Annotated in this window: 15 protein-coding genes; 3 read left to right on the forward strand and 12 right to left on the reverse strand. The window is 68.3% G+C overall.

The genetic code is table 11. The features are described 5' to 3' along the window. Positions 1–29: 29 nt before the first annotated feature. From R2733_02365 to R2733_02375, 3 genes are all read right to left on the reverse strand, one after another. A complete protein-coding gene (locus tag R2733_02365; GenBank protein MEZ5375324.1) occupies positions 30–2,087 on the reverse strand; it encodes a molybdopterin-dependent oxidoreductase in 2,058 nt (685 codons plus the stop codon). Beyond that, complete coding sequence (locus tag R2733_02370; GenBank protein ID MEZ5375325.1) at positions 2,084–2,467, reverse strand: RNA-binding S4 domain-containing protein; 384 nt, start codon at positions 2,465–2,467, stop codon at positions 2,084–2,086. Before R2733_02370 ends, R2733_02365 begins: the two co-directional genes overlap by 4 nt. A gap of 78 nt (positions 2,468–2,545) precedes the next feature. Further along, positions 2,546–3,118 (reverse strand): phosphohydrolase, encoded by a 573-nt coding sequence (locus R2733_02375; protein MEZ5375326.1) that lies wholly within the window; start codon positions 3,116–3,118, stop codon positions 2,546–2,548. 117 nt (positions 3,119–3,235) lie between these two features. On the opposite strand from R2733_02375, the gene R2733_02380 reads away from it, so the two are divergent. Together R2733_02380 and R2733_02385 are read left to right on the forward strand one after the other, a co-directional pair. Then, a complete protein-coding gene (locus tag R2733_02380; GenBank protein ID MEZ5375327.1) occupies positions 3,236–3,583 on the forward strand; it encodes a GntR family transcriptional regulator in 348 nt (115 codons plus the stop codon). Next, positions 3,580–4,554, forward strand: coding sequence for a DUF1648 domain-containing protein (locus tag R2733_02385; GenBank protein ID MEZ5375328.1), 975 nt, complete (start codon positions 3,580–3,582; stop codon positions 4,552–4,554). Before R2733_02380 ends, R2733_02385 begins: the two co-directional genes overlap by 4 nt. Here R2733_02385 and R2733_02390 read toward each other — a convergent pair. From R2733_02390 to R2733_02420, 7 genes are all read right to left on the reverse strand, one after another. Next, positions 4,548–5,378: an isocitrate lyase/phosphoenolpyruvate mutase family protein gene (locus R2733_02390; GenBank protein ID MEZ5375329.1), complete on the reverse strand. Its 831-nt coding sequence runs from the start codon at positions 5,376–5,378 to the stop codon at positions 4,548–4,550. The genes R2733_02385 and R2733_02390 overlap by 7 nt on opposite strands. Further along, positions 5,375–6,349 carry a hypothetical protein gene (locus tag R2733_02395; GenBank protein MEZ5375330.1) on the reverse strand — a complete coding sequence of 325 codons (975 nt, stop codon included), beginning with the start codon at positions 6,347–6,349 and terminating at the stop codon, positions 5,375–5,377. Before R2733_02395 ends, R2733_02390 begins: the two co-directional genes overlap by 4 nt. Positions 6,350–6,394: 45 nt before the next feature. Continuing rightward, complete coding sequence (gene rsmI / locus R2733_02400) at positions 6,395–7,228, reverse strand: 16S rRNA (cytidine(1402)-2'-O)-methyltransferase (protein MEZ5375331.1); 834 nt, start codon at positions 7,226–7,228, stop codon at positions 6,395–6,397. Beyond that, a complete protein-coding gene (locus tag R2733_02405; protein ID MEZ5375332.1) occupies positions 7,225–7,584 on the reverse strand; it encodes a DUF192 domain-containing protein in 360 nt (119 codons plus the stop codon). The genes rsmI and R2733_02405 overlap by 4 nt, the downstream gene beginning before the upstream one ends. A gap of 12 nt (positions 7,585–7,596) precedes the next feature. Next, the gene (ychF, locus tag R2733_02410; protein ID MEZ5375333.1) at positions 7,597–8,700 is read right to left on the reverse strand and encodes a redox-regulated ATPase YchF; all 1,104 of its coding nucleotides are present in this window, start codon (positions 8,698–8,700) and stop codon (positions 7,597–7,599) included. A gap of 65 nt (positions 8,701–8,765) precedes the next feature. Beyond that, positions 8,766–10,553, reverse strand: a complete 1,788-nt coding sequence (locus R2733_02415; protein ID MEZ5375334.1) for an EAL domain-containing protein — start codon at positions 10,551–10,553, stop codon at positions 8,766–8,768. A gap of 200 nt (positions 10,554–10,753) precedes the next feature. After that, on the reverse strand, positions 10,754–12,490 hold the full coding sequence (locus R2733_02420; GenBank protein MEZ5375335.1) for a phospho-sugar mutase: 1,737 nt from the start codon (positions 12,488–12,490) through the stop codon (positions 10,754–10,756). Between the two features lie 67 nt (positions 12,491–12,557). Here R2733_02420 and R2733_02425 point away from each other — a divergent pair, with 67 nt between their 5' ends. After that, complete coding sequence (locus R2733_02425; protein ID MEZ5375336.1) at positions 12,558–13,511, forward strand: queuosine salvage family protein; 954 nt, start codon at positions 12,558–12,560, stop codon at positions 13,509–13,511. Here the strand turns inward: R2733_02425 and R2733_02430 are convergent. Both R2733_02430 and R2733_02435 read right to left on the reverse strand, forming a co-directional pair. Further along, positions 13,505–17,008 (reverse strand): UvrD-helicase domain-containing protein, encoded by a 3,504-nt coding sequence (locus R2733_02430; GenBank protein MEZ5375337.1) that lies wholly within the window; start codon positions 17,006–17,008, stop codon positions 13,505–13,507. The genes R2733_02425 and R2733_02430 overlap by 7 nt on opposite strands. After that, the gene (locus tag R2733_02435) at positions 17,005–20,262 is read right to left on the reverse strand and encodes a PD-(D/E)XK nuclease family protein (protein ID MEZ5375338.1); all 3,258 of its coding nucleotides are present in this window, start codon (positions 20,260–20,262) and stop codon (positions 17,005–17,007) included. The genes R2733_02430 and R2733_02435 overlap by 4 nt, the downstream gene beginning before the upstream one ends. Positions 20,263–20,407: the final 145 nt, after the last annotated feature.

Genomic DNA, 20,407 nt, shown 5'->3' on the forward strand with positions numbered 1-20,407 from the left:
CCCAGGCGCCGAGCTCCGTTGCTCGAGCGTCAGCGCGGACGGATCGTGACGGCGTTGTCGTGGTAGACCGCGCCCCGGCCCATGTCGGAGTCCTGCTCCCGCACCGTGGCGTTCAGACCCTGTCGCCACCATCCCTTGGTGGTGGCCGCCAGCCCCGGCCGGATCCGGTCGTCGACCCGCACCACGGCCTCGTACGTGCCGCGCTGGTTCTCGATCACGATCGGCTGCCCGTCGACCAGACCGTCACGCTCGGCGTCGTCGGGGTGGACGCTGACCGGCGGCGCAACGGTGCGACCAAGGTTCACGGCGGTGCCGGCGAACACCGAGTTGATGTGCCACTCGCTCGCCGGCGACACCAGGCGGTAACGACCGGGCTCCGGCTCGCCGGTGGTTTCGGCCGCCGGGAGGTAGTGGGGCACCCGGCCCTGACCGTCGGCCTCGGCTCGAGAACTTGCGAACTCGAAGCGTCGACTGGCGGTCTTGAATCCGTCGGCGAACGGACGGAACGGTGAGGAGTCCGGGACCCGGACCCAGCCGTCGCTCCGGAGTCGCTCGAGGGTGATGCCGGCCTCTCGGTAGGCGTCGGTGTCGAGCAGGGAGGCCGCGATCTCGAGGTCGCTCAGATGCAGTTCGGGATCATCGAGCCCCATCGCCGTTGCCAGCCGGCGGAAGATCTCGGTGTGCGGAAGACAGCTGCCGGGCGCCTCGACGGCGGGCTCGTTCCAGTTGAGGTAGAGGTGGGCGAACGAGTCGTGCAGTTCGAACTGTTCGTGCTGCATGGTGGAGGGCAACAGCAGGTCGGCGTAGTCGGCCGTCTCGGTCTGATAGAGATCGATCACCACGGTGAAGAGGTCCTCGCGTTCGAGTCCCCGTCGCACCAGTTCGAGCTCGGGGTTGGACACCATGGGGTTGGCGCCGTAGAACACAATCGCCTCGACCGGTGGGTCGTCGAGCGAGGCCAGGTTCTTGCCGAGGTTGGTGGTGGCGAGCAGGCGGGGACGTTTCCCCACCGGAGCGTTCGAGGTGAACGGCGCCAACTGGTAGCCGTCGCCGGTGCTGTACACCAAGCCGCCACCCGACCGACCGTAGGCACCGAGGATGGCGGGGAGACACGACACCACCCGAGCCGCCTGGCCACCGCCGGCATGGCGCTGCATGCCCTGGCCGAGCTTGCAGCACAGTGGTCCTCGACCCTCGTCGCCCACCGTCTCGCCAAGGAGCGCCACCAACGACCGGATCGCGTCGGGATCGATGCCGGTCACCTCGGCCGTGCGCTCGATCGTCCACTCCCCCAGCGATCCGGCGAACTCGTCGAAGCCGGCGGTCTGGTCGCCGATGAATGCCTTGTCGACGTGACCGTCGTCGATCAGCGCCTTGCAGAGGCCGAGAGCCAGCGCGCCATCGGTTCCGGGAATGGGGGCCAGGTGACGGTCGGCCCGCTGCGCGGTGCGGTTGTTGATCGGATCGATCACCACCACCTCGGCACCATTCACCCGGGCTTGTTCGACGAAGGGCCACCAGTGCTGGTTGGACACGAGCGTGTTCGAGCCCCAGATCAGCACGACACCGGCGTCGACCACCTCCTCGGGGTCAAGCCCCGCTGCCGTTCCCGTGGTGTAGCCGAGGCCCACATGGCCGCTGATCGAGCAGATCGAGATCTGATGATTGCTGGCGCCCAGGTGCTGCCACAAACGGCGCGGCCCGGCCGACCCGTGGATCCATCCCACGTTGCCGGTGCCAGGGAACGGCCAGATCGCTTCGCCGCCCGAAGCCTCGATGATGGCGCCGAAGCGCTCCGCCATCTCGGCGATGGCGTCGTCCCACGAGATCGGCTCGAACCGGCCTTCGCCCTTCGCCCCGACCCGACGCATCGGGTGGAGGAGACGGCCAGGGTCGGCGGCGAAGTCGAGCCACGGGTTGACCTTCTTGCAGAGACCGCCCCGGGTGAACGGATGTTCGGGATTGCCTCGGAGTTTGGTTGCCCGGCCATCGGCGTCGACGGTCACCAGCCAGCTACAGGCGTCAGGGCAGTCGAGCGGACAGGCGCCGTGGACAACTCGCTCGGTTGCCGATGCGGTCGTGCTCATGTTCCACCTCGGAGGCGTTCGATGTCTCGTCGATCACGTTTGGTCGGGCGACCCGTTCCCCGATCGCGCTGGGCAAAGGCGCCGACGAACGGATCGGTCGGGTCGCGTGGCGGTAGTGCAGGCGAGCGATCATCGATGCAGGTGGCCGCCTTCGCCGCCGACACTCGCTTCTCGATGATCTCGACCACGCCGAACACGAGGGTGCGATCTCGACGGCGGGCGGTCACCTCGTCGCCGACCCTGATCTTCGTTGCCGGTTTGGCGATCTCGCCGTTGACCAGCACCTTGCCCGTGGTGCAGGCATCGCCGGCCTGGGTTCGGGTCTTGTAGGCGCGCACCGACCACAACCACTTGTCGACTCGTGTGGTGTCGGTACTCACGCCGTCAGTCTGGCAGCTCGCAGCAGCGACACCGAGCGGGTTTCGGTCATCAGGGTCGTGCGGTGGCTGGGCCCGGGGTCACTCGGGAACGGTGAAGACGTTGCGCACCATCGGCTCGTAGTAGTCGAGCGGGTTCGACTTGTAGTCGCTGTCGAATGCCGTCTGGTCGTACTTGGCGCAGAACTCGGCGGTGTAGTCGAAGTAGGGCGAGTCACGGAACTCCTCGCGCGCGTTGCCGTCGAGTCCGATGTAGTCCCAGAAGTAGTAGCCCTGGAAGATGGCGTGCTTGGCCACCATGAAGTGGTTGGCCTCGGAGACGTGGCCCTTCACCAGCGCGGCGGCGACGTCGGCGTGGTTGAACGGGGCGAGCGTGTCACCAATGTCGTGCACGAGTGCACACACGATGTACTCCTCATCCCGGCCATCCCGCTCGGCCCGGGTAGCGGTCTGTAGCGAGTGCTCGAGCCGGGTGACGGGAAAGCCGCCGACGTCGTCGCCGAGGCTGCGCAGCAGGTGCATCACATGATCGGCCACGCGATTCTGGGTGTGGGAGATCTGGGGCGTGATCTTGGCCCAGTCCTCGGCGGTGGACTCCTCGAAACTCTTGAAGGTGGTGAGGCGGGACGTTGGCGGCTTGGCGAGATCGGTCATGCCGGCACGGTAGTGGTCGAGGCCGCTCGGCGCCCGGTCGATGCGCCATCGGGACTTCGAGGGCTCAACGTCCCAACCCGCGCTTGACGAACCACTTGTTCTAGTTACACTAGAACAATGCTCTTGAAGGTCGATCTCCAATCGACACAGCCGCTGCACGACCAGCTCGCGGGTCAGATCCGCTCCTCCATCGCCGCCGGCGACCTTGCCCGAGGCGACCGCCTGCCGCCCGCACGCGAGTTGGCCGACAGCCTGGGCATCAACGTCCACACCATGCTCCGGGCCTACCAGGCGCTGCGCGACGAGGGCCTGCTCGAGGTCCGCCGAGGTCGGGGAACGATCGTCACCGGCGTCGCTCCTGCGCTCGCATCGCTCACCACGCTGGCCCGCTCCCTCGTCGCCGAGGCTCGTCGCGCCGGGCTCGACAACACCGCCATCCACGACCTGATCGAGGAACAACTGTGAAGATCACCACTGCACGCATCGGCCTCCTGGTCGGCCTCCCACTCACGGCTGCTGCTGCCGGCTTCGGGCCACTTGCGCTCGTTCGCAACGACCTGCCAGACCGCCTTGCGACCCACTACGACGCATCCGGCACTCCCGATCGCTCGATGACCGTGCTGCAGTTCGCGTTCGCCACGGGTTCGCTCATGACCGTTGGCGTCGTCCTGCTCGCTGCTGCGGCACTCCTGAGTCGCCGGATGCCGCGACCGATGGTGATGCTCGTGGCCTTTCTGGGTGGCTTCCTCGCCGGCATGGGAGCTGGGATCCTCGGATCGGAAGTGCTGGCCCAACGCAGCAACACCGACTGGCATGAGGCCAGCTCGCCGATCGGGGGCGTGATCTGGGCGATCGTCCTCGCCGTCGTGCTCGGCGCTGCCGGCGCACGACTCGCCGAACCACTCCCTACCGACGAGCGACGACTCGGCACCGCAGCCAGCACCCCGTCGCTCGCGTTGGGATCGACAGAGCATGCGGTGTGGACCGGCCGAATCTCGAGCGCACTGATGTACGTGCTTGCCGCCGGCTTCGCCCTTTCCGGCCTGATGGTGGCCGTGCTCTCGTCGTGGGCGATCGGGCTCGTGCTGCTCGCCGCTTCGCTTCCGATCCTGCTGCTCTCCCACGTCCGACTCCAGGCGAGCAAGGACGGGCTCGTCGTGCGCTACGGCCCGATCGGACTCCCCCGGCAACACATCGGTCTCGACCGGATCGAGCAGGCGTCGGCCATCGAGGTGAGGCCGGCCCAATGGGGCGGCTGGGGGTATCGGGGCAGCCTGGCGTTGATGAAGCAGGCGGCGCTGGTGTTGCACGCCGGCCCGGGCCTTCGGCTCGACCTGGCCGACGGCAAGACCTTCGTCGTGGCCGTGGATCGGCCCGAGATGGCAGCAGCCGTGCTCAATGGCGAGCGGCGGCGGGCAGACGTCGGCGCTCAATAGCGGTGCAGGAGCTCGTCGAGCTGTGCGGACGACACTGGCAGTGCACCGTGATCGAACGTCTTCGTCTCGATCATGGCGCCGACGGTGTCTCGGATGTGTCCCAGTGCGACCCGATACAGCGAGGCCCCCAGGCTGACCCGGCGAACGCCCGCATCGGCCAACTGCTCCATCGTCTGCTGCGACTGGAGCGGAACGAGGGCGTTCACGTTCCCGCCGGTCTCGGTGACGATGCGCCGAAGTGTGTCGATGCGGTTGTCACCGGGGGCGTAGAGACAGGTGGCACCGACCGAGGCGAAGCTGGCGAGCCGCTCCACAACGGCTTCGACGGTCGGGCCGCCGGGGAAGGCGGCCGGGTGGAGGAACGCCTCGGTACGGGCCGTGATGACAAACGGGTGCCCCAACGAACGAGCAGCTTCGCAGGCCGCAGCGACCCGAGCTGTGGCCTCGTCGAGGGAGAAGAACCCACGATCGGCGTCGCCGCTCCAGTCCTCGATGCTGGCTCCCGATGCGCCGACATCGGCCAGCAGGCGCACGGTGTCGGCGACGTCTTCCGGGGTGGCGCCGTAGCCCTCTTCGGCGTCGACGGACACCGGGAGCGACGTGGCGTGGACGATCTGGGCGGTCCGCTCGACGCACTCGTTCCGACTCACCTCGCCGGCGGCGTCGCTCCGACCGATCGAGGCCGCGTGCGCCCCACTGCTCGTCGCGATGGCCACGGCGCCGGCCAGCTCGATGATCGCGGCCGTTGCTGCATCGCCGGCATTCGGGATCAGGAAGGTGCCGGCGCGATGCAGCTCGGCGAAGCGTTCGTGACGGTCGGTCATGACGGTGGTCCTTCGAGATCGAGCCGGCCCGGCAATCGGGCCGGGAGCGACAAGTTCGGGCGGTCTTCGTAGACGATGCCGTTGGGTAGTGGACGCCAGCGCCGATCGACCAAGGGCCCAATGACCGCTTCGGCCAACAGCGCCGCCAAATGACGACCGGGGCAGGCATGCGCGCCGCTGCCGAAGGTGAGGGGCAGCGGGCCCACGGAGTCGAGCGGCACGACGGTCGGCGCCGGGGTGGCGCCAGGGTCGACGGCGTCGGTCGCATAGCGCAAGGTGCGGGTCACCGGCGCTCCGTGTAGCACCGCCCAGTTCACGCGGTCACGTGCGGTGCACCCGGGTTCGTCGACGACCAGTGCCTGCCCGATCAGCGCCGCCGTCGCATCGTGGGTCTGGAAGACGACGGAGATTGCGGCGATGCCATCGGGCCCGTCGCCGAGATGTTCGAGCATCCGCTCGGCTGACGCGTTCGACGCCGGCGTCGCCACCGCACCGGGAACGACTCCATGCACGAGCGCACGGACGTCGTCGACCAACGGCTCGACGTCGTCGATGTCGGGGAGCAGGAACTGCAGCAGCGACATGACCGGCCGACGTCGGGCGAAGAACGGCATGGCGTCGAGCGTCATCGTTCCCGAGTCGAGCCACTGCCCGTAGGCCTGGTCACCAGCTTCCGGCTCGGCCGCATCGGCCCACCCGTCGGCCAGCTCGGCGAGACGGGCCTCGGTCTCGTCTCGGGTGTGGTTCAGCAACGGCACCACGGGAAGGGTGGCGAGGAGCTGCTCGACGGCGAAGCGGCGTTGGCGGTGTTCGACGCCGTCGCTGAACCGAGCCATCTGGCCCTGGATCCAGCGTGCCGCGTCGGTATCTCGATGGGCCCGAATCGGGCCAGGCACGACGCTCAGCGTCTCGTTGCCGAGGGTTTCGATCGCCTCGATACGGCGCACCTGCTCGTCGTCGTCCGCCAGCATCGACTCAACCTAGTCGCACCGCCCCCGGCGCGGGTCGCCGACGACTCAGAGCGTCGTGGCAAGCCCGTACACCCGACGTTTTGGCAGCCCGGTCGATGCCACCACCGCCGCGACGGCATCTCGAGTGGACCGCCCGGCATCGAGCTCGCCTCGCAGCAGCCCGAGGATCTCGACGTCGGTGACCTCAGCTGTCGGCGACGCTGCGCCTGCCAGCACCACCACGATCTCACCCCGAACCGGCTCTCGGCCGAACCGCTCGGCTGCTTCGGCAAGGGAGGCTCGCACGACCTCTTCGTGCAGCTTGGTCAGTTCGCGAGCAACGGCGACCGAACGCTCCGGGCCGCAGACCTGCACCAGATCGGCCAGCGTGCCGGCGATGCGTTTGGGCGACTCGTAGAAGACGGTCGTGCGGGTCTCGTCGGCGATCTCGTCCAGCCGTCGCCGGCGCTCCGCTCCCTTTCGGGGCAGGAATCCCTCGAAAACGAACCGGTCGGTCGCCAATCCGCTCAGCACGAGGGCGGTCGTCATGGCGGTGGGTCCGGGCACGATGTGGACGTCGAGCCCCGCCCCGAGGACCGCCCGCACGAGGCGCTCGCCCGGGTCCGAGATGCCGGGCATCCCGGCGTCGGACACCAGCGCCACGGTCTCACCGTCGACGATCCGAGCGATGATCTCGGCGCTCCTGGCGACCTCGGTGTGCTCGTTGGCAACGAGGAACGGCGGCCTCGCGATCCCGAGCAGCGAACACAGCTTGCCGGTGCGGCGGGTGTCCTCGCAGGCGATGACGGAGGCATTGGTGAGCGCCTCGATCGCGCGAGGCGACATGTCGCCGAGGTGGCCGATCGGCGTGCCGACGACGACCAGCGAACCGCTGCTCACTCTCGGATCTCAAGCTCGTCGCCGATCTTCAACTCCCAATCCCCGAACGCTCCGGCCTCGGCCTCGAGCACGGCTCGCGCCCGGAAGATCGGTGCCGACACCCGATTGCGGTGAAGCCGCAGCGTCTTGATGACCACGTTGTCGGCGTCGAGCAGGGCGATGTCGAGATCGAACTTCATTCCGATCGTGTGCACCGAGCGGGCGCCACGCAACAGGATCGCTCCGTCGAACCCGTCTCGACCGAGGAGACCTTTCGCCTTGGTACGCCGATCGCGTGGGATCTCGAGCGAGGCGAGGACTCGACCGTCACGGACGAGCCAGCACTCCGACACCTCGGGAAGCGGTTCTTCGGCCATCGGCGTCAGATCTCAGACGTTGAACCGGATGTCGACCACGTCGCCGTCTTGCACGATGTAGTCCTTGCCCTCGGATCGAACCTTTCCGATCTCCTTGGCCTTCGCCCACGAGCCGATCTCGACCAGCTCATCCCAACGGATGGTCTCGGAGCGGATGAAGCCGCGCTGGAGATCCGAGTGGATCTTGCCCGCGCACTCCGGTGCGGTCGAACCCACCCGGTAGGTCCAGGCCCGGGTCTCCATCGGGCCGGTGGTGAGGAAGGTCCGCAACCCGAGCACGTGGTAGGCCGCCTGGATGAAGCGGGGCAGTGCGCCCTCGCCGAGCCCGAGGGCGTCGAGCATTTCGGCTCGGTCCTCGGGGTCGAGCTGGGCCGCTTCTGCTTCGAGCTGGATGCAGGCGCCGAAGACGTTGCCGACCTCGGAGCCGTCGGCGTTGCGGTCGACGGTCCCAAGCTCGGCGACGACCGGAGCGATGATGGCATCGACGTCATCGAGCTGCTCCTCGTCGATGTTGACGATGGCGAGCACCGGCTTGTTCGTCAGCAAGAACCAGGGCTTGAGCAGTTCACGGTGGGCATCGCTCAGCTGGCTGCGGTAGAGCGGCGTGCCTTCGGCGAGAATCTCGAGGGCGGCGTTGGCCGCGTCGACCTCAGGCTGGAGCGACTTGTCGGCCTTGGCCGCCTTGCGCTTCTTCTCGATCTGACGCTCGACGGTGTCGAGGTCGGCGAGGGTGAGCTCGGTCTCGACGATGGCCAGGTGCTCCATCGGATCGGTCGGTCCGGGCACGTCGTCGTCGCGGAACGCCCGGAGCACGAACACGATGGCGTCGACCTCGCGGATACCGGACAGGAACTTGTTGCCCAAGCCCTCGCCCTGTGACGCGCCGGCGACCAGGCCGCCGATGTCGTTGAACTGGACAGTGGCGTGCACCAGCTTCTTCGAGCCGCTGACGCCGGCCAGCGCTTCGAGCCGCTCATCGAAGACCTTGGCAACACCGATGTTCGGATCGGTGGTGGCGAAGGCGTAGGGCGCCGCCAGCGCGCTTCCGCCCGTCAACGCGTTGTAGAGCGACGACTTCCCAGCGTTGGGGAGTCCGACAAATCCGAATTTCTCCATATCCCGGAGAAGGATATGGGTCGCTCGCCCCGTTCAGTGGTCCGGGTGTTCGGAGTGCTGATGCCTCAGCCGATCGACGACGAGGCAGCGATCGGCTCGAACCGACGAGCGATCAGACCAGTCAGATCGTCGGCCGTCACGGCACCGGCATAGAGGAAGCCCTGCGCCATCGTGCAGCCGAGGTCGACGAGGACCTTGGCCTGGTCCACTCGCTCCACGCCGAGGGCAATGACGCCGATGCTGCGCTCGTTGGCCGTGGCCACCATGTCCGCCAGCTGCTCACGGCTGTTCTGGTCGCTGCCGAGCGAGGTGGTGAGGCTGCGATGCAGCTTCACGTAGTCGATCGGGAGGCCCTTGAGGACGTCGAGCGACGCCACGTTGGTACCGAAGCCATCGACGCCCAGCTGGAACTTGGGCTGGAGCATGTGGCAGAGCTGATGGAACACGTCGTGGTGTTCGCGGATCACGATCTCGGGCACTTCGACCGCGAAGCGGGCGTTGGGAATCGAGTCGTCCTCGACGATGCCGGCCAGGGTTTCGAGCAGGCGGTCGTCGGCGAGCTGGGTGGCCGACAGGTTCACCATGACCATGCGGTCCTCGTCGGCTCGCAGCATGGTGCCCAGCTGTTCGTCGACGCCCTGGAACACGAGCGCGCCCAGCGTGCCCATCAGGCCACTGTGCTCGGCTGCGGCAACGACCTCGACGGCGGACAGGCCGATGTCGCCACCAAGTCGCAGGAGCGCCTCGGCACCGATGACCTCGCCACTCGGCAGATGGACGACCGGCTGGTAGGCGAAGCGGACGTCACGCTGCTCGATGGCCTTGCGGAGCTGGCGTTCGACCACGAGCAAACGCTGCGAGCGGGTGCGCAGCTCCTCGTCGTGCACGGCGACCCTGTTCCGTCCTCGACCTTTGGCCAGGTAGACCGCCGTCTCGGCGGCCGACAGCAGGGTGTCGCCGCTCTGGTTCTCGTCGGCCAACGCCACACCGACCGAAGCCGTGAGCGCCAGGTCGTGGCCAACATCGGAGAGCGTTGCCACACACGAGCGGACTCGCTCGGCGAGTTCCTCGGCGATGGCACCGTGTTCGAGATCGGTGGCGATCACCACGAACTCGTCCGACGGCAGGCGGAACATCAGATCGTTGGGTCGCACCACCCCGGCGATGCGGCGGCTGACCAGGTCGAGCAGCCGGATGGCTTCGACGTTGCCGACCAGGTCGTGGACGACCTTGAAGCGGTCGAGGTCGACGTACAGCACGGCGACCGACCCAACGGGCTGATCCGTGAGGGCGCCGTCCACGATCGAGATGACCTCGGCCCGGTCGGTGATGGCCGGGCCGGTGCCCGTCCGGTCGAGCGCGACGATCGACACGACCTCGGCGCCGGCTTCGTTCGTACCGCCGAGCATCATGAGTTCGGCGAGGTCCTCGGTGCCATCGGCGAACATGAGCGAGCGGGTGCGCTGCCACGACTGGCCAGGTGGCGGAAGGGGGGCTTCGCCGCCCGTGCCGCTGTCGGGCGAGTGGCGAGCCCAGGTGGTGTGGACACCGAACCGGTCGGACCAGCGCTGTGAGGAGTACTCGATACGCCCCGTGGCTCGATCGACCACGACGACGGGGATGTCGAGGGCGTCGACCGCCAGCGACAGGCCCACCTTGACCACACTCGTGGCGTGGGAGTCTGGGTCGAGCGGCTTTGCGGGCGCGACCGCCGCCGCTGCCTCGGGACGCTCCTGGTCAGCCGAGGTCGTCGATGCCGTCGGCTCGTCGCTGTGGATCGTGTGCGACGGATCGACAGAAGACGCAGCCTTCTGGCTCGCTCCTCGAACTCTCGCATCCCAACTTCTCGCCACAGCGGCTCCTTCTGACACCGTCGATTGACGCCTCCTGTCGGCTGAGTTGTCGACGGCATGAGGGTTTGGTCTGCGGCCCGATAGCGTGCAAGGTCATGTCGAAGCGTCGCAAGAAGAAGAGAATCAACGCTCGCCGCAAGAAGGCGAACCACGGCCGCAAGCCCAACGCTGGCCGCAACAGCTGATCAAGCGCCTGCTGCTCAGCTTGAAAACCGCTGATCGAGCTCGGTTTGGAATCGCTCCAGCCGGGCTCGTGCGCGTTCCCGGGCGGTCGACAGGTCTTCGGCACCACCCACCGGTTCGACGACCTCGATGTACGACTTCAGCTTCGGCTCGGTGCCGCTCGGGCGGACGATGACCCGGGTCCCGTCGTCGAAACGCATCACGAACCCCGGCGTCGGCGGTAGGTCTCGGCCCAGTGAGAGGTCGAGGTGATCGACCAACGCGGCACCACCGAGTGACGCCGGCGGCTCGGCGACCAGTTCGGCCAACAATGCCGAACGCCGGGCCATGCCATCGTCACCAGGCAGTCGCACCGTGACGGGTCCGGTCAGATGCAGACCGTGGATGAGTGCGAGACGGTCGAGCCGATCCCACAAGGTCTCCCCCTGCGCCAACGCGTCGGCCACCATCTCGGCTGCGACCAGTGCCGCCGAAATGCCGTCCTTGTCTCGCACGGCATCCCCGACGCAGTAGCCGAGTGCTTCCTCGTAGCCGATCACGAGCCGCCGATCGGGTCGATCGACGATCGGGCGGGCGACCCACTTGAACCCGGTGAGCGTCTCGATGTGTTCGACGCCGTGTGCTGCTGCCATCTGGCCGAGCAGCTGGCTCGAGACGATCGAGTTCGACACCATGCGATCCTCACCGGAGGTGTGCCGCAACAGGTGATCGGCAAGTAGCACGCCGATCTGATCGCCGGTGAGCGGCACGAATGCCGCTCCCGAACTACCGGCACGGGCTGGGATCGCGAGGGCGAGACGGTCGGCGTCGGGATCGTTGGCGACGACCAACTGGGCGCCGACCTGCTCGGCCAGGGCCAGCGCCAGATCAAGCGCTCCCGGTTCCTCGGGATTGGGGAAGGCGGCGGTCGGGAAGTCGGGATCGGGATCGAACTGTTCCGCCACCACGTCGGGGGCCGGGAAGCCGGCCCGCTCGAAGGCCCGCAGGAGATGTTGCCCGCCCACACCGTGCATGGCGGTGTAAACCGTGCGCACCTCCCTGGGGGTGCTGCGGAGGGCACCGACGGCGGCGTCGAGGTGGCCGGCGACCGCCTGGTCGCCGAGCCGCTCGATGTTGGCGTGTTCGAGGTCGATGGGCGGAAGGTCACCGGCGGCAACCACGTGAATGGCCCGAGCAATCTCGACATCGGCCGGTGAGACGAGCTGAATCCCGTCGGACAGATAGAGCTTGTAGCCGTTGTCGGCCGGCGGATTGTGGCTCGCAGTGATCATGACCCCGGCGTCGGCCGACCGGGCGAGCACCGAGTACGCCAGCACCGGCGTCGGCAACGGGCCGGGCAGGACGAGCGCCCGTCCACCGAGGCTGGCGACCACACCGGCGGTGTCGGCGGCGAAGTTCTTGGAGCCGTGGCGGGCGTCGTAGCCGATGACCACCACCGGGTTCGGGGTGCCCTGTGCGTCGAGCCAGTGCATGAGGCCGACCGTGGTCTGACGGACGACGAGACGATTCATCCGATTGGGGCCGGGGCCGAGCGCCGCTCGGAGTCCTGCCGTGCCAAACGCAATTCGCCCGTTGAACAGCCCAACGACCTCACGAGCCGCCTCGCCGGTCGGATCATCTTCCGCTGCCTTCAACAGGGCCTTCAACCCACCGGAGGTCTCGGGGTCGGGATCCCTGGCCAGCCAACGATGGGCGGCATCGAAGGCGTTGGCCAGCTCATCGGAGGTCGGAGGGGGCGGAGCAGACGGCGACACCTCCGGATTGTCGCGCAGGTTGGCGGCACCGGTGCACCCCCGGGGACACGATCACTACGCTCGACCGATGGTGCCGCTGCCACAACGTGTCCGATCGTCGTGTGCCGCGCTGATGGCCGAGGCCGAGTTCGTCGACATCGAGGTCGATCGACTCGCCGCCTTGGCCGAGGAGTATCGGTCGGCGACCGCAGCGGGATCGACCGTCGTCGGCGACCCTCGTCCGGTCGCGTCGATCGACGCCGATGCTGCGCTGCTGGTGTTGGCGCTCGACGCCATCAACTTCGGTTCGGGCTATCACGATGTCGTCCGCAAGGACCCGGGGCTGTCGGGAGCGCGCACGATGGCGTCACGACTGCGGGCCTATGTCGGGATGTCCGGGCCACTCACCGCTGCCCGCCTTCGCACCTTCACGCCGGCCGACTGCTCGCAGATCTTCGGTCAGGAACTCGACGGGGGTGCGCTCGAGGAGCTCATGTTCCACTTCGCAGTCGCCCTCAACGATCTGGGGTCATGGCTCGACACCGAGTTCGGCGGCTCGGTGCACGAAGCGATGGCGCACGCCGACCGCTCGGCGGTCGCCTTCGCCGAATCACTGCTGGCGATGCCGTACTACCGTGACGTCGAGCGGGTCGACCTCGACGACGGTCCGCTCGAGGTGGCGCTGTACAAGCGAGCGCAGATCACTGCCGCCGACCTGGAGCGCGAGGTGGGCCCCGGACTGTTCGACGACCTCGGCGAACTCACGGCCTTCGCCGACAATCTCGTTCCCCACGTGCTGCGCATCGACGGCGTGCTCGTCCTCGATCCCGAACTCGAGGCAACGATCAACGCCGGACTCCTGCTCGAGCCTGGCGCACGACCCGAGGTCGAGCTCCGGGCGGCGGGTGTGGTCGTGGTCGACCGGTTGACCAGCCTCACCGGCCACCGGGCCATGGACCTCGATCTGATGCTGTGGGAACGGGGCAGTGGTGCCCGCTACAAGGCGGTGCCGAGGCACCGTGCCCGGGGCGTGTTCTACTGAACGTCGCCGCCGGCCACGGTGGCGCGCACCCTGGCCTTGGCTGCTTCCAGATCGGGAACGGCGTATTCCTTGGCCCCGGCGGCGTGGCAGAACACGAATCGACAGTCGGCGACCCGCATCCCGGTCGAGATCTCGAGCGCGACCGCGTAGGCCGCTCCTTGGAGTTCGTAGCCTGCGGCCTTGGCCGCCACCTCGGCTTCGGAGCGCACGGTGTCGGTCTTGTAGTCGACGATCACCAGACCGTCTGGGCCCTCGATCAACAGATCGACATAGCCCTCGACCGTGAGGCCGCCCACCCCATCGCCCAACGGGGCGGCAACGTAGAGCTCGCGGTGGGCCGGGTGGCGACGGGCGAGGTCGACCGCCGGTGAAGCGAACGCCGATCGCACCAGCGCGGCGACGGTATCGATGTGGTCGGGGATGGATTCGAGGTCGCACTGGCGGGCGATCTGGGCGTCGAGGTCGGCAGGCTCGTCGTTGGCGTCGATACCGAAGTCGATGTGTTCAAGGGTTGCGTGCACGGCCCTTCCGATGGCCGATCCCGCACGGCCCTTGCGGCGAACGATCGGTCGGGCCTCGCCGCGGCCGGGATCGGGAGACGGTTCGGTGCTGCCGTCGTCGGCGTCGGCGTCGGCAATCGTGGCGTCGACCGATCGAGCAATCGCCGTGGCGGACACGGCGGTGGTCACCGACGCCGGCGCGATCACGGCCTCGCGTTCGGACAGCCACCGGGCGCGCTCGGCGGCCACGGCGTCGGGATCGGGCACGAGGGTGGGAGCCGACGACGCCGGATCGGCGTCGGGAAGGGCAGGGAGTTCTACGGTTCGGGCAAGGTGCTCGTTGGCTTCGCTGAACGCTGACAACCGGCCGGCGAAGGTTGCGTTGGGGTCCTTCGGGTCGGCCTTGTGGTGGCCGGACACGATCAGGTGGTCCTTGGCCCGGGTGGCGGCGACGTAGAGCAGCCGCAGCTTCTCGTAGTCGCCCATCTCCTCTTCGAGGTCGGCGCGGGGACGGTGCTCGATGGTCTCGAGATTCGACTTGAGCCGGACGGCCGGCAGTTCGTCGCCACTCCACAGCACGCTCACGCCCTGGCGACGACCAGCCGGCTTCGTGGTCATGCCCGACAGGATCGTGATCGAGAACTCGAGACCCTTGGCCCCGTGGACGGTGAGGATGTCGACGGCGTCGTCGTCGGTCTCGGGCAGCAGAGGTTCGTGGACACGGGCGCCGTCGGCGCTCTGCAGCTCGGACCAGTCGAGGAATCCTCGGAGGTCGACCCCGTTGGCCTCTTCGTAGGCCCGAGCCTGGTCGAGGAGGAACCGGAGACGGCGCCACACCTCGGCCGGCCGGGGGTCGCCGAAGCCCAGGAGGAACGCTCGACGTTCCCGCAGCACCCGGTCGAGCAGGGCGGCCGGACCAAGCCACCAGCGCTCGCTCCAGAGCTCGCGCAGGAACCCGAGCGCTGCCACCACCGGATGGCTCGGGTCGAGGTCGGCGTGCACCTTGGTGCGCAGGTCCCAGCGCTTCACCGCCTGGTAGTAGGTGAACAGGTCGGTGTCGGCACAGCCGAAGAGGGGCGACCGCAGGGCAGCGACGAGGCTGAGGGTGTCGTTGGGGTCGTCGATCGCTCGGAGCGTGGCAAGCGCATCGCGGACCTCCTGCGTGTCGTAGACGAGCGTGCCCGTGGCCAGGCGGTACGGGATCCCGAATCGTTCGAGCGCATCGCGCAGGTAGGGCAGCGAGGTGCGAGTGGGGATCAGGATCGTGATGTCGGACAGCCGTGCCGGTCGCCAGACACGAGTCCGGGGCGCCGGGTAGGGATCGGGTGCGTCGTCGTCAGTGTCGAAGACGGGCCAAGCGTCGGGGTCGTTCCGGATGGCAGCGATCGTGGCGGCCACGTCGTTGGCCTCGGCCTCTCGAAGCGCGCCAGCCTTGACCTTCGGATCGGGGTGCGGGCCGCCGAGGATGACCGGACGGTGGTCGGCACCGGAGTCTGCAGCCCGGTGGGCCACGAGTGGTTCGTACTTGGGTTGGGCGCCCGGCACTTCCTCGGGCATCGCCTCGTCGAACACCCCGTTCACCCAGTCGATGATGGGAGCGACGGTGCGGAAGTTGGTGCGAAGCCGCACGGGGACGTCGCCGCCGAACACGCCACGGGCGTCGAGAAACAGCTCGATGTCGGCGCGCCGGAAGCGGTAGATCGACTGCTTCGGATCACCGACGAAGAACAGCCGGCCGCCGTCGATCGGGTGTTCCCGCCAGTCGCTCGCTTGCTCGTCGGCCGGGGTGGCGGCGATCAGCGATGCGAGCTCGATCTGGATGGGGTCGGTGTCTTGGAACTCGTCGAGCAGGACATGCCGGTACCGCCGGTGCAGGCTCGCCCGCACCTCGGGCGAGCGGCGCAGCACGCTTCGGGCCAATACCAACAGGTCGTGGAACTCGAGCCCGCCGTCGGCCTGACGGGCTTGAGCGGCAGCAACGACCTCTCGGGCGGTGAGCCGCATGAGTTGATCGATGACGTCGTTGCTCGCTCGAGCGATGACATCGTCGGCTGCCGCTGCCACCGCCTTCACGAGGTCCTTGACCTCGGTCGGTGGGACCGACCAGTTGCCCTTCGCTCCCCCGCTGCCCGGACCCCACTTGGATCGCCCGGTGATGCCCCGGAGTTTGCGGTGCGGGTCATCGATGCCGACCAGGGCGAGCATCTCGCCGAGCAGACCGCCCTGGAGGTGTTGGTAGAGCTTGTCGTCGTGGTTGGTGCAGAAGGCGCACGCCTCGACGAGTTCGCCGACGGCGGCGTCGAAAGCGCTGAAGTCGATGGCCCGCAGCGGCGGCAGTGGTTCGTCGGCCAGGCCGACGATGCGGTCCCAGTTCTGGGAGAAGTTCGACGCCACGTCTTTGAACGATGCCTGGCCCTTGTAACGAGGGGTGAGGGCGACATCGAGCAGAACAGCTCGGTAGAGCAGTTCGGCATGGTCGGGGTCGTCGTGGAGCTGATCGACGAATCGCTCCCAACGCTGTTCGTGGGCGAGCTGCGACGACACTTCGTCGAGGACGCTGACGCGAGGCGGCAGGTGAGCGGCGACCGAGAACTCGTTGAGGATGCGGCTGGCGAAACCGTGCACGGTCGAGATGGCGGCTTGATCACTGTCGGCGATGGCGGCGAGGCACGCCTGTCGGGCGGCAGCCGTGGCGTCGGGGTCGCCGGCACGCTTCTCGAACGCCACGCGAATGCGGGTGGCAAGCTCGGCCGCGGCGGCTTCAGTGAAGGTGATGGCAGCGATGTCTCGTAGCTGGACACGACGATCATCTGCGGGGTCGTCGACGTGTGCGAGCACGAGGTTCACGACACGGTCGACGAGCTGGGTGGTCTTGCCGGTACCTGCACCCGCTTCGACGAACAGGGTGTCGGCCAATCCGGTGACGCTGATGCGGTGACGATCGTCGGCATCGGCGATGGGGTCGGTGGCCATCGGGAGCTGTGGGTCGGGGCTCATCGTTCGGTGTCCTCGATCGAGTCTTGCACCCACCCGTCGGGATCGAACTGGAGGCGGCGGCGGATCGTCACCCCTTCGGCATCGGACTTCGCTTCGGCGTGTTCACCACGATCGCGAGGACAGACCGAGTCGAACTCGCAGTAGGCGCACCCGGCGTTGGTCTGGAAGTAGGTGTCCCAGTCGCCGGGCTCGGCGGCGAAGCTGCCGGCATCGATGCCGTCGGTGATCGCGGCGAGGACATCGACGAACCGTTGACGGTGCGCCGGCTCCCAGGCGTAGCCCCGTAGCTCCTTGCCTGCCGGCGCCTCGACCACCCAGTAGTTGGCAACGGCACCGTCGAGACCGGTGTGCTGCATGGCCGCTTCGGCGTAGAGGCCGAGCTGCAGGGTGGTGCCGGCCAGCACCGGATCGACGACGGGGTTGGTCCTGGTGGGCATGAGGCCCTCGTACTTGCGGCCTTTGCCCGACTTGTAGTCGGTGACGATGGCGTGACCATTGGCCGAGACGTCGACCCGATCGGCCAAACCCCGGAAGGCGACGGTGCGCCCGTTGGGCAGGTCGATCTCGACTGGCGGACGATCGGCGAGTCCGAACGCCAGCTCGACGTCGGTGGGCGTGGCGGCGTGGGTCGCCCGGAACCGGTTGTCTGCATCGAGAAAGCGGTCGAGGACGTCGCGGAGATCGTCTCGCCGCACCTGCCAGTGCAGCGCACGACCGGTGCGCCCTCGGGCCTCCACTGCGGCGAACTCGTCGTCGGCGATCTCATGGAGTCGTCGGCGCTGTTCCGCCGACCACGGCTCGGACGGGGCCGGCGCTCCCGCCGTGATCGCCTCGTCGATGAAGCGTTCGAGCACCGTGTGGAGCAGGGAGCCTCGATCCATGGCGGTGATGTCGTCGAGGTGCTCGGGGTCGTCTCGGTCGGCGAGTTCGAGTACGTAGGACAGGAAGTACTTGAACCCGCAGGCGGCCCAGGTCTCGAGCCTCGACGGCGACAGCGATCGCCCGCTACTGGTCGGCACGTCGTGGCCGGCGAGGTTGCCGTCGAACTCGGTGAAGTCGGTGCCGGACCGTGCCCGCTGGAGATCGAGCCCACGGCGCACGTCGAGGGAGATGGGGTGGTCGCCGGCCCAGCCTCCGTGGTCGACATACTCGGCAACGACGGCGAGGTCTCGGTCGCCGAGCGAGGCTGCCTCACCGGAGCGCCTGATGCCTGACGCATGCGAGCCGACGGCGTCGACCACGCTCGCGTCGAGCTGGTCGAAGTCGGTGGCGTAGACGGTGCGCCCGCCGAGGGCCGAGGCGGAGTCGAGCAGCCAGCGAGACGGCAGCGAGCGACGGCTCGAGCGCAGGCTCCCCCGGGGGAAGGTGAGGGTGGCGGCACCGGCCGGCGCCGCAGCGAGGGCGGCGAGGAACGCCCGATGTTGATGTTGCAGGCGCATGGCCTTGGTTTCGAGCTGGTCGATCGAGGCGATGCGCACGTCGTCGGAGAGCCGAGCACCGTCGGTGCGCAGCTTCTCCATCGACGCCATCCGCACCTCGTCGGGCAGGACGGCGTCGTCGCGTCGAGGCACGGGAAGGATCCCCTCGGCGGCGCCCAACACGAACACGGCGTCGAGGTCGTGGCCGACGGCGCTCGACAGCGGCCCGAAGAGGACGCCCTCACCGAACCGGCCGTGCCGCCCTCGGGCGACGTCGAGTTCGGAGCGCAGTGCCCGCTGGAACACTTCGGCGGACGGCTGCGGTTCGATGGCGTCGAGGCTCGACAACCGAACGAGCGCGGCCTCCACTCGCTCGAATGCGGCCTGCTCGGGTTCAGGCCAGGAGCTGTGGCGATGTTCGGCGCCGAGCAGCCAGGTGAGGAGCTGTTGGGCCGCGCTGCTCATGTCGGCCCACGACGACGCTCGACGGACCGCGTCGACTCGCTGGTGGAGCGAGTCGACGAAGACCTGCAGGCGTTCGAGGTCGGCCCGTCGGTCGGTGACGCGACCACGCTGCCATGTGTTGCGCGGCGACGTGGGGTCGTCCTCGTTGTCGAGCGACGCCAGACGATCGACCAAGGCCGCGTCGAGGGCGGCGAGCTTGGCCTTCCAGTCGGACAGGTCGCGAACGACACCGGCGTCACGAGTGAGATCGTCCCAGGTGGTGGGCAGGGCACGTTCGTCGCCGACGCCGATCGGTCCACCGGCGACGAGCGCCATCACCCGGTCGCGGCGCCACCGCTCCCCCGGCAGCTGGAGGGCCGCCAACAACGTGCGCCCGGCGACCGAGTCGCGCAGTCGACGGTGGTCGGGACCGTTGGCCGGAATGTCGGAGGCCGCGAACTGCTGCTCGATGATGCGAACGTAAGGATCGGGAGCCGGGTAGAAGACGCCGATCCGATGGAACGGAATGGGGTTGCCGCCACTGGCCTCGTTGCCGCTCGCCGCCAACTCGAGAATCGCGGACGCGACCATCCGCACCTCTTCCGGTGCATCGGTGACCGAGATGATCCGGCCGGCCGTGGCGGGCCGGGCGACCTCGAGGGCGCGAGCCGGTGGTCGTACGACGCCGGCCGCTTCGCAGCTCCGCAGCACGGGTTCGTCGGCGTCGGCATCACCGGTGACGCCCAGGATCACCGATGCCGACGATGCTTCGTGGAGGACACGATCGAGGAAGCGGCCGATGGCGGGGGTGACCGTTGCCGGGAGATACCAGACCACATGGCCGAGCGCCTGCACCCGCTCGGCGAGATCGGGACGGTCGGCGGCGGCCGATGCCAGGTCGTGTTCGGTGTGGAAGCCGGTGAGATGGCTCGCAATCGCTCGGTAGTACGCCACTGCGTGTTGCGCCGAGCTGGAGGCGAGCTCAGCAATCGCTTCGATGCCGATGTCGTCGACGTTGGACAGCTCGGCGAACAGCGCCGCCAGCGCCGCCTCGGTGGCCTGGTGGTCGGCCACCCGAGCGTAGGGTCCGGGCTGTTCACGCAATACGAGGCGAACGGCGGCGCCGAGCACCGGGTTGGTGATGGGGCGACGGTCGAGCAGGAGGTCGGCGCCGATCAGCTCGACCAACTGGAACGGGGTGACGAACGAGACGTTGGCGATGCCGCGACCGGCCGAACCCAACAGACGCCGGGCCGACAGTCCCACGAAGTTGCTGGCGACCACGACCGTGACGGGTGCGAGCGCTCGATCGGCCTTGGCGTCGGCAATCACCTGACGGAGGGCGTCGGTGGCGGGGCGGCCGTAGGGAACGATGTGGGAGGGCTCGATCACGCTTCGATCGTAGGCGGGCCCTGTGACAGCCACGGACCACCGGCCCCCTACTGCCATCCTCTCGGCGTCGGGAACTCCCCGACGCCGGCTCGGCGTTGATGGTCGAGGATGAAGCCACCGCACACCGGCCGGTCGAGGCTGGTGG

It is taken from the genome of Acidimicrobiales bacterium, assembly GCA_041394265.1.
Classification (GTDB): Bacteria; Actinomycetota; Acidimicrobiia; order Acidimicrobiales; family SZUA-35; genus JBBQUN01.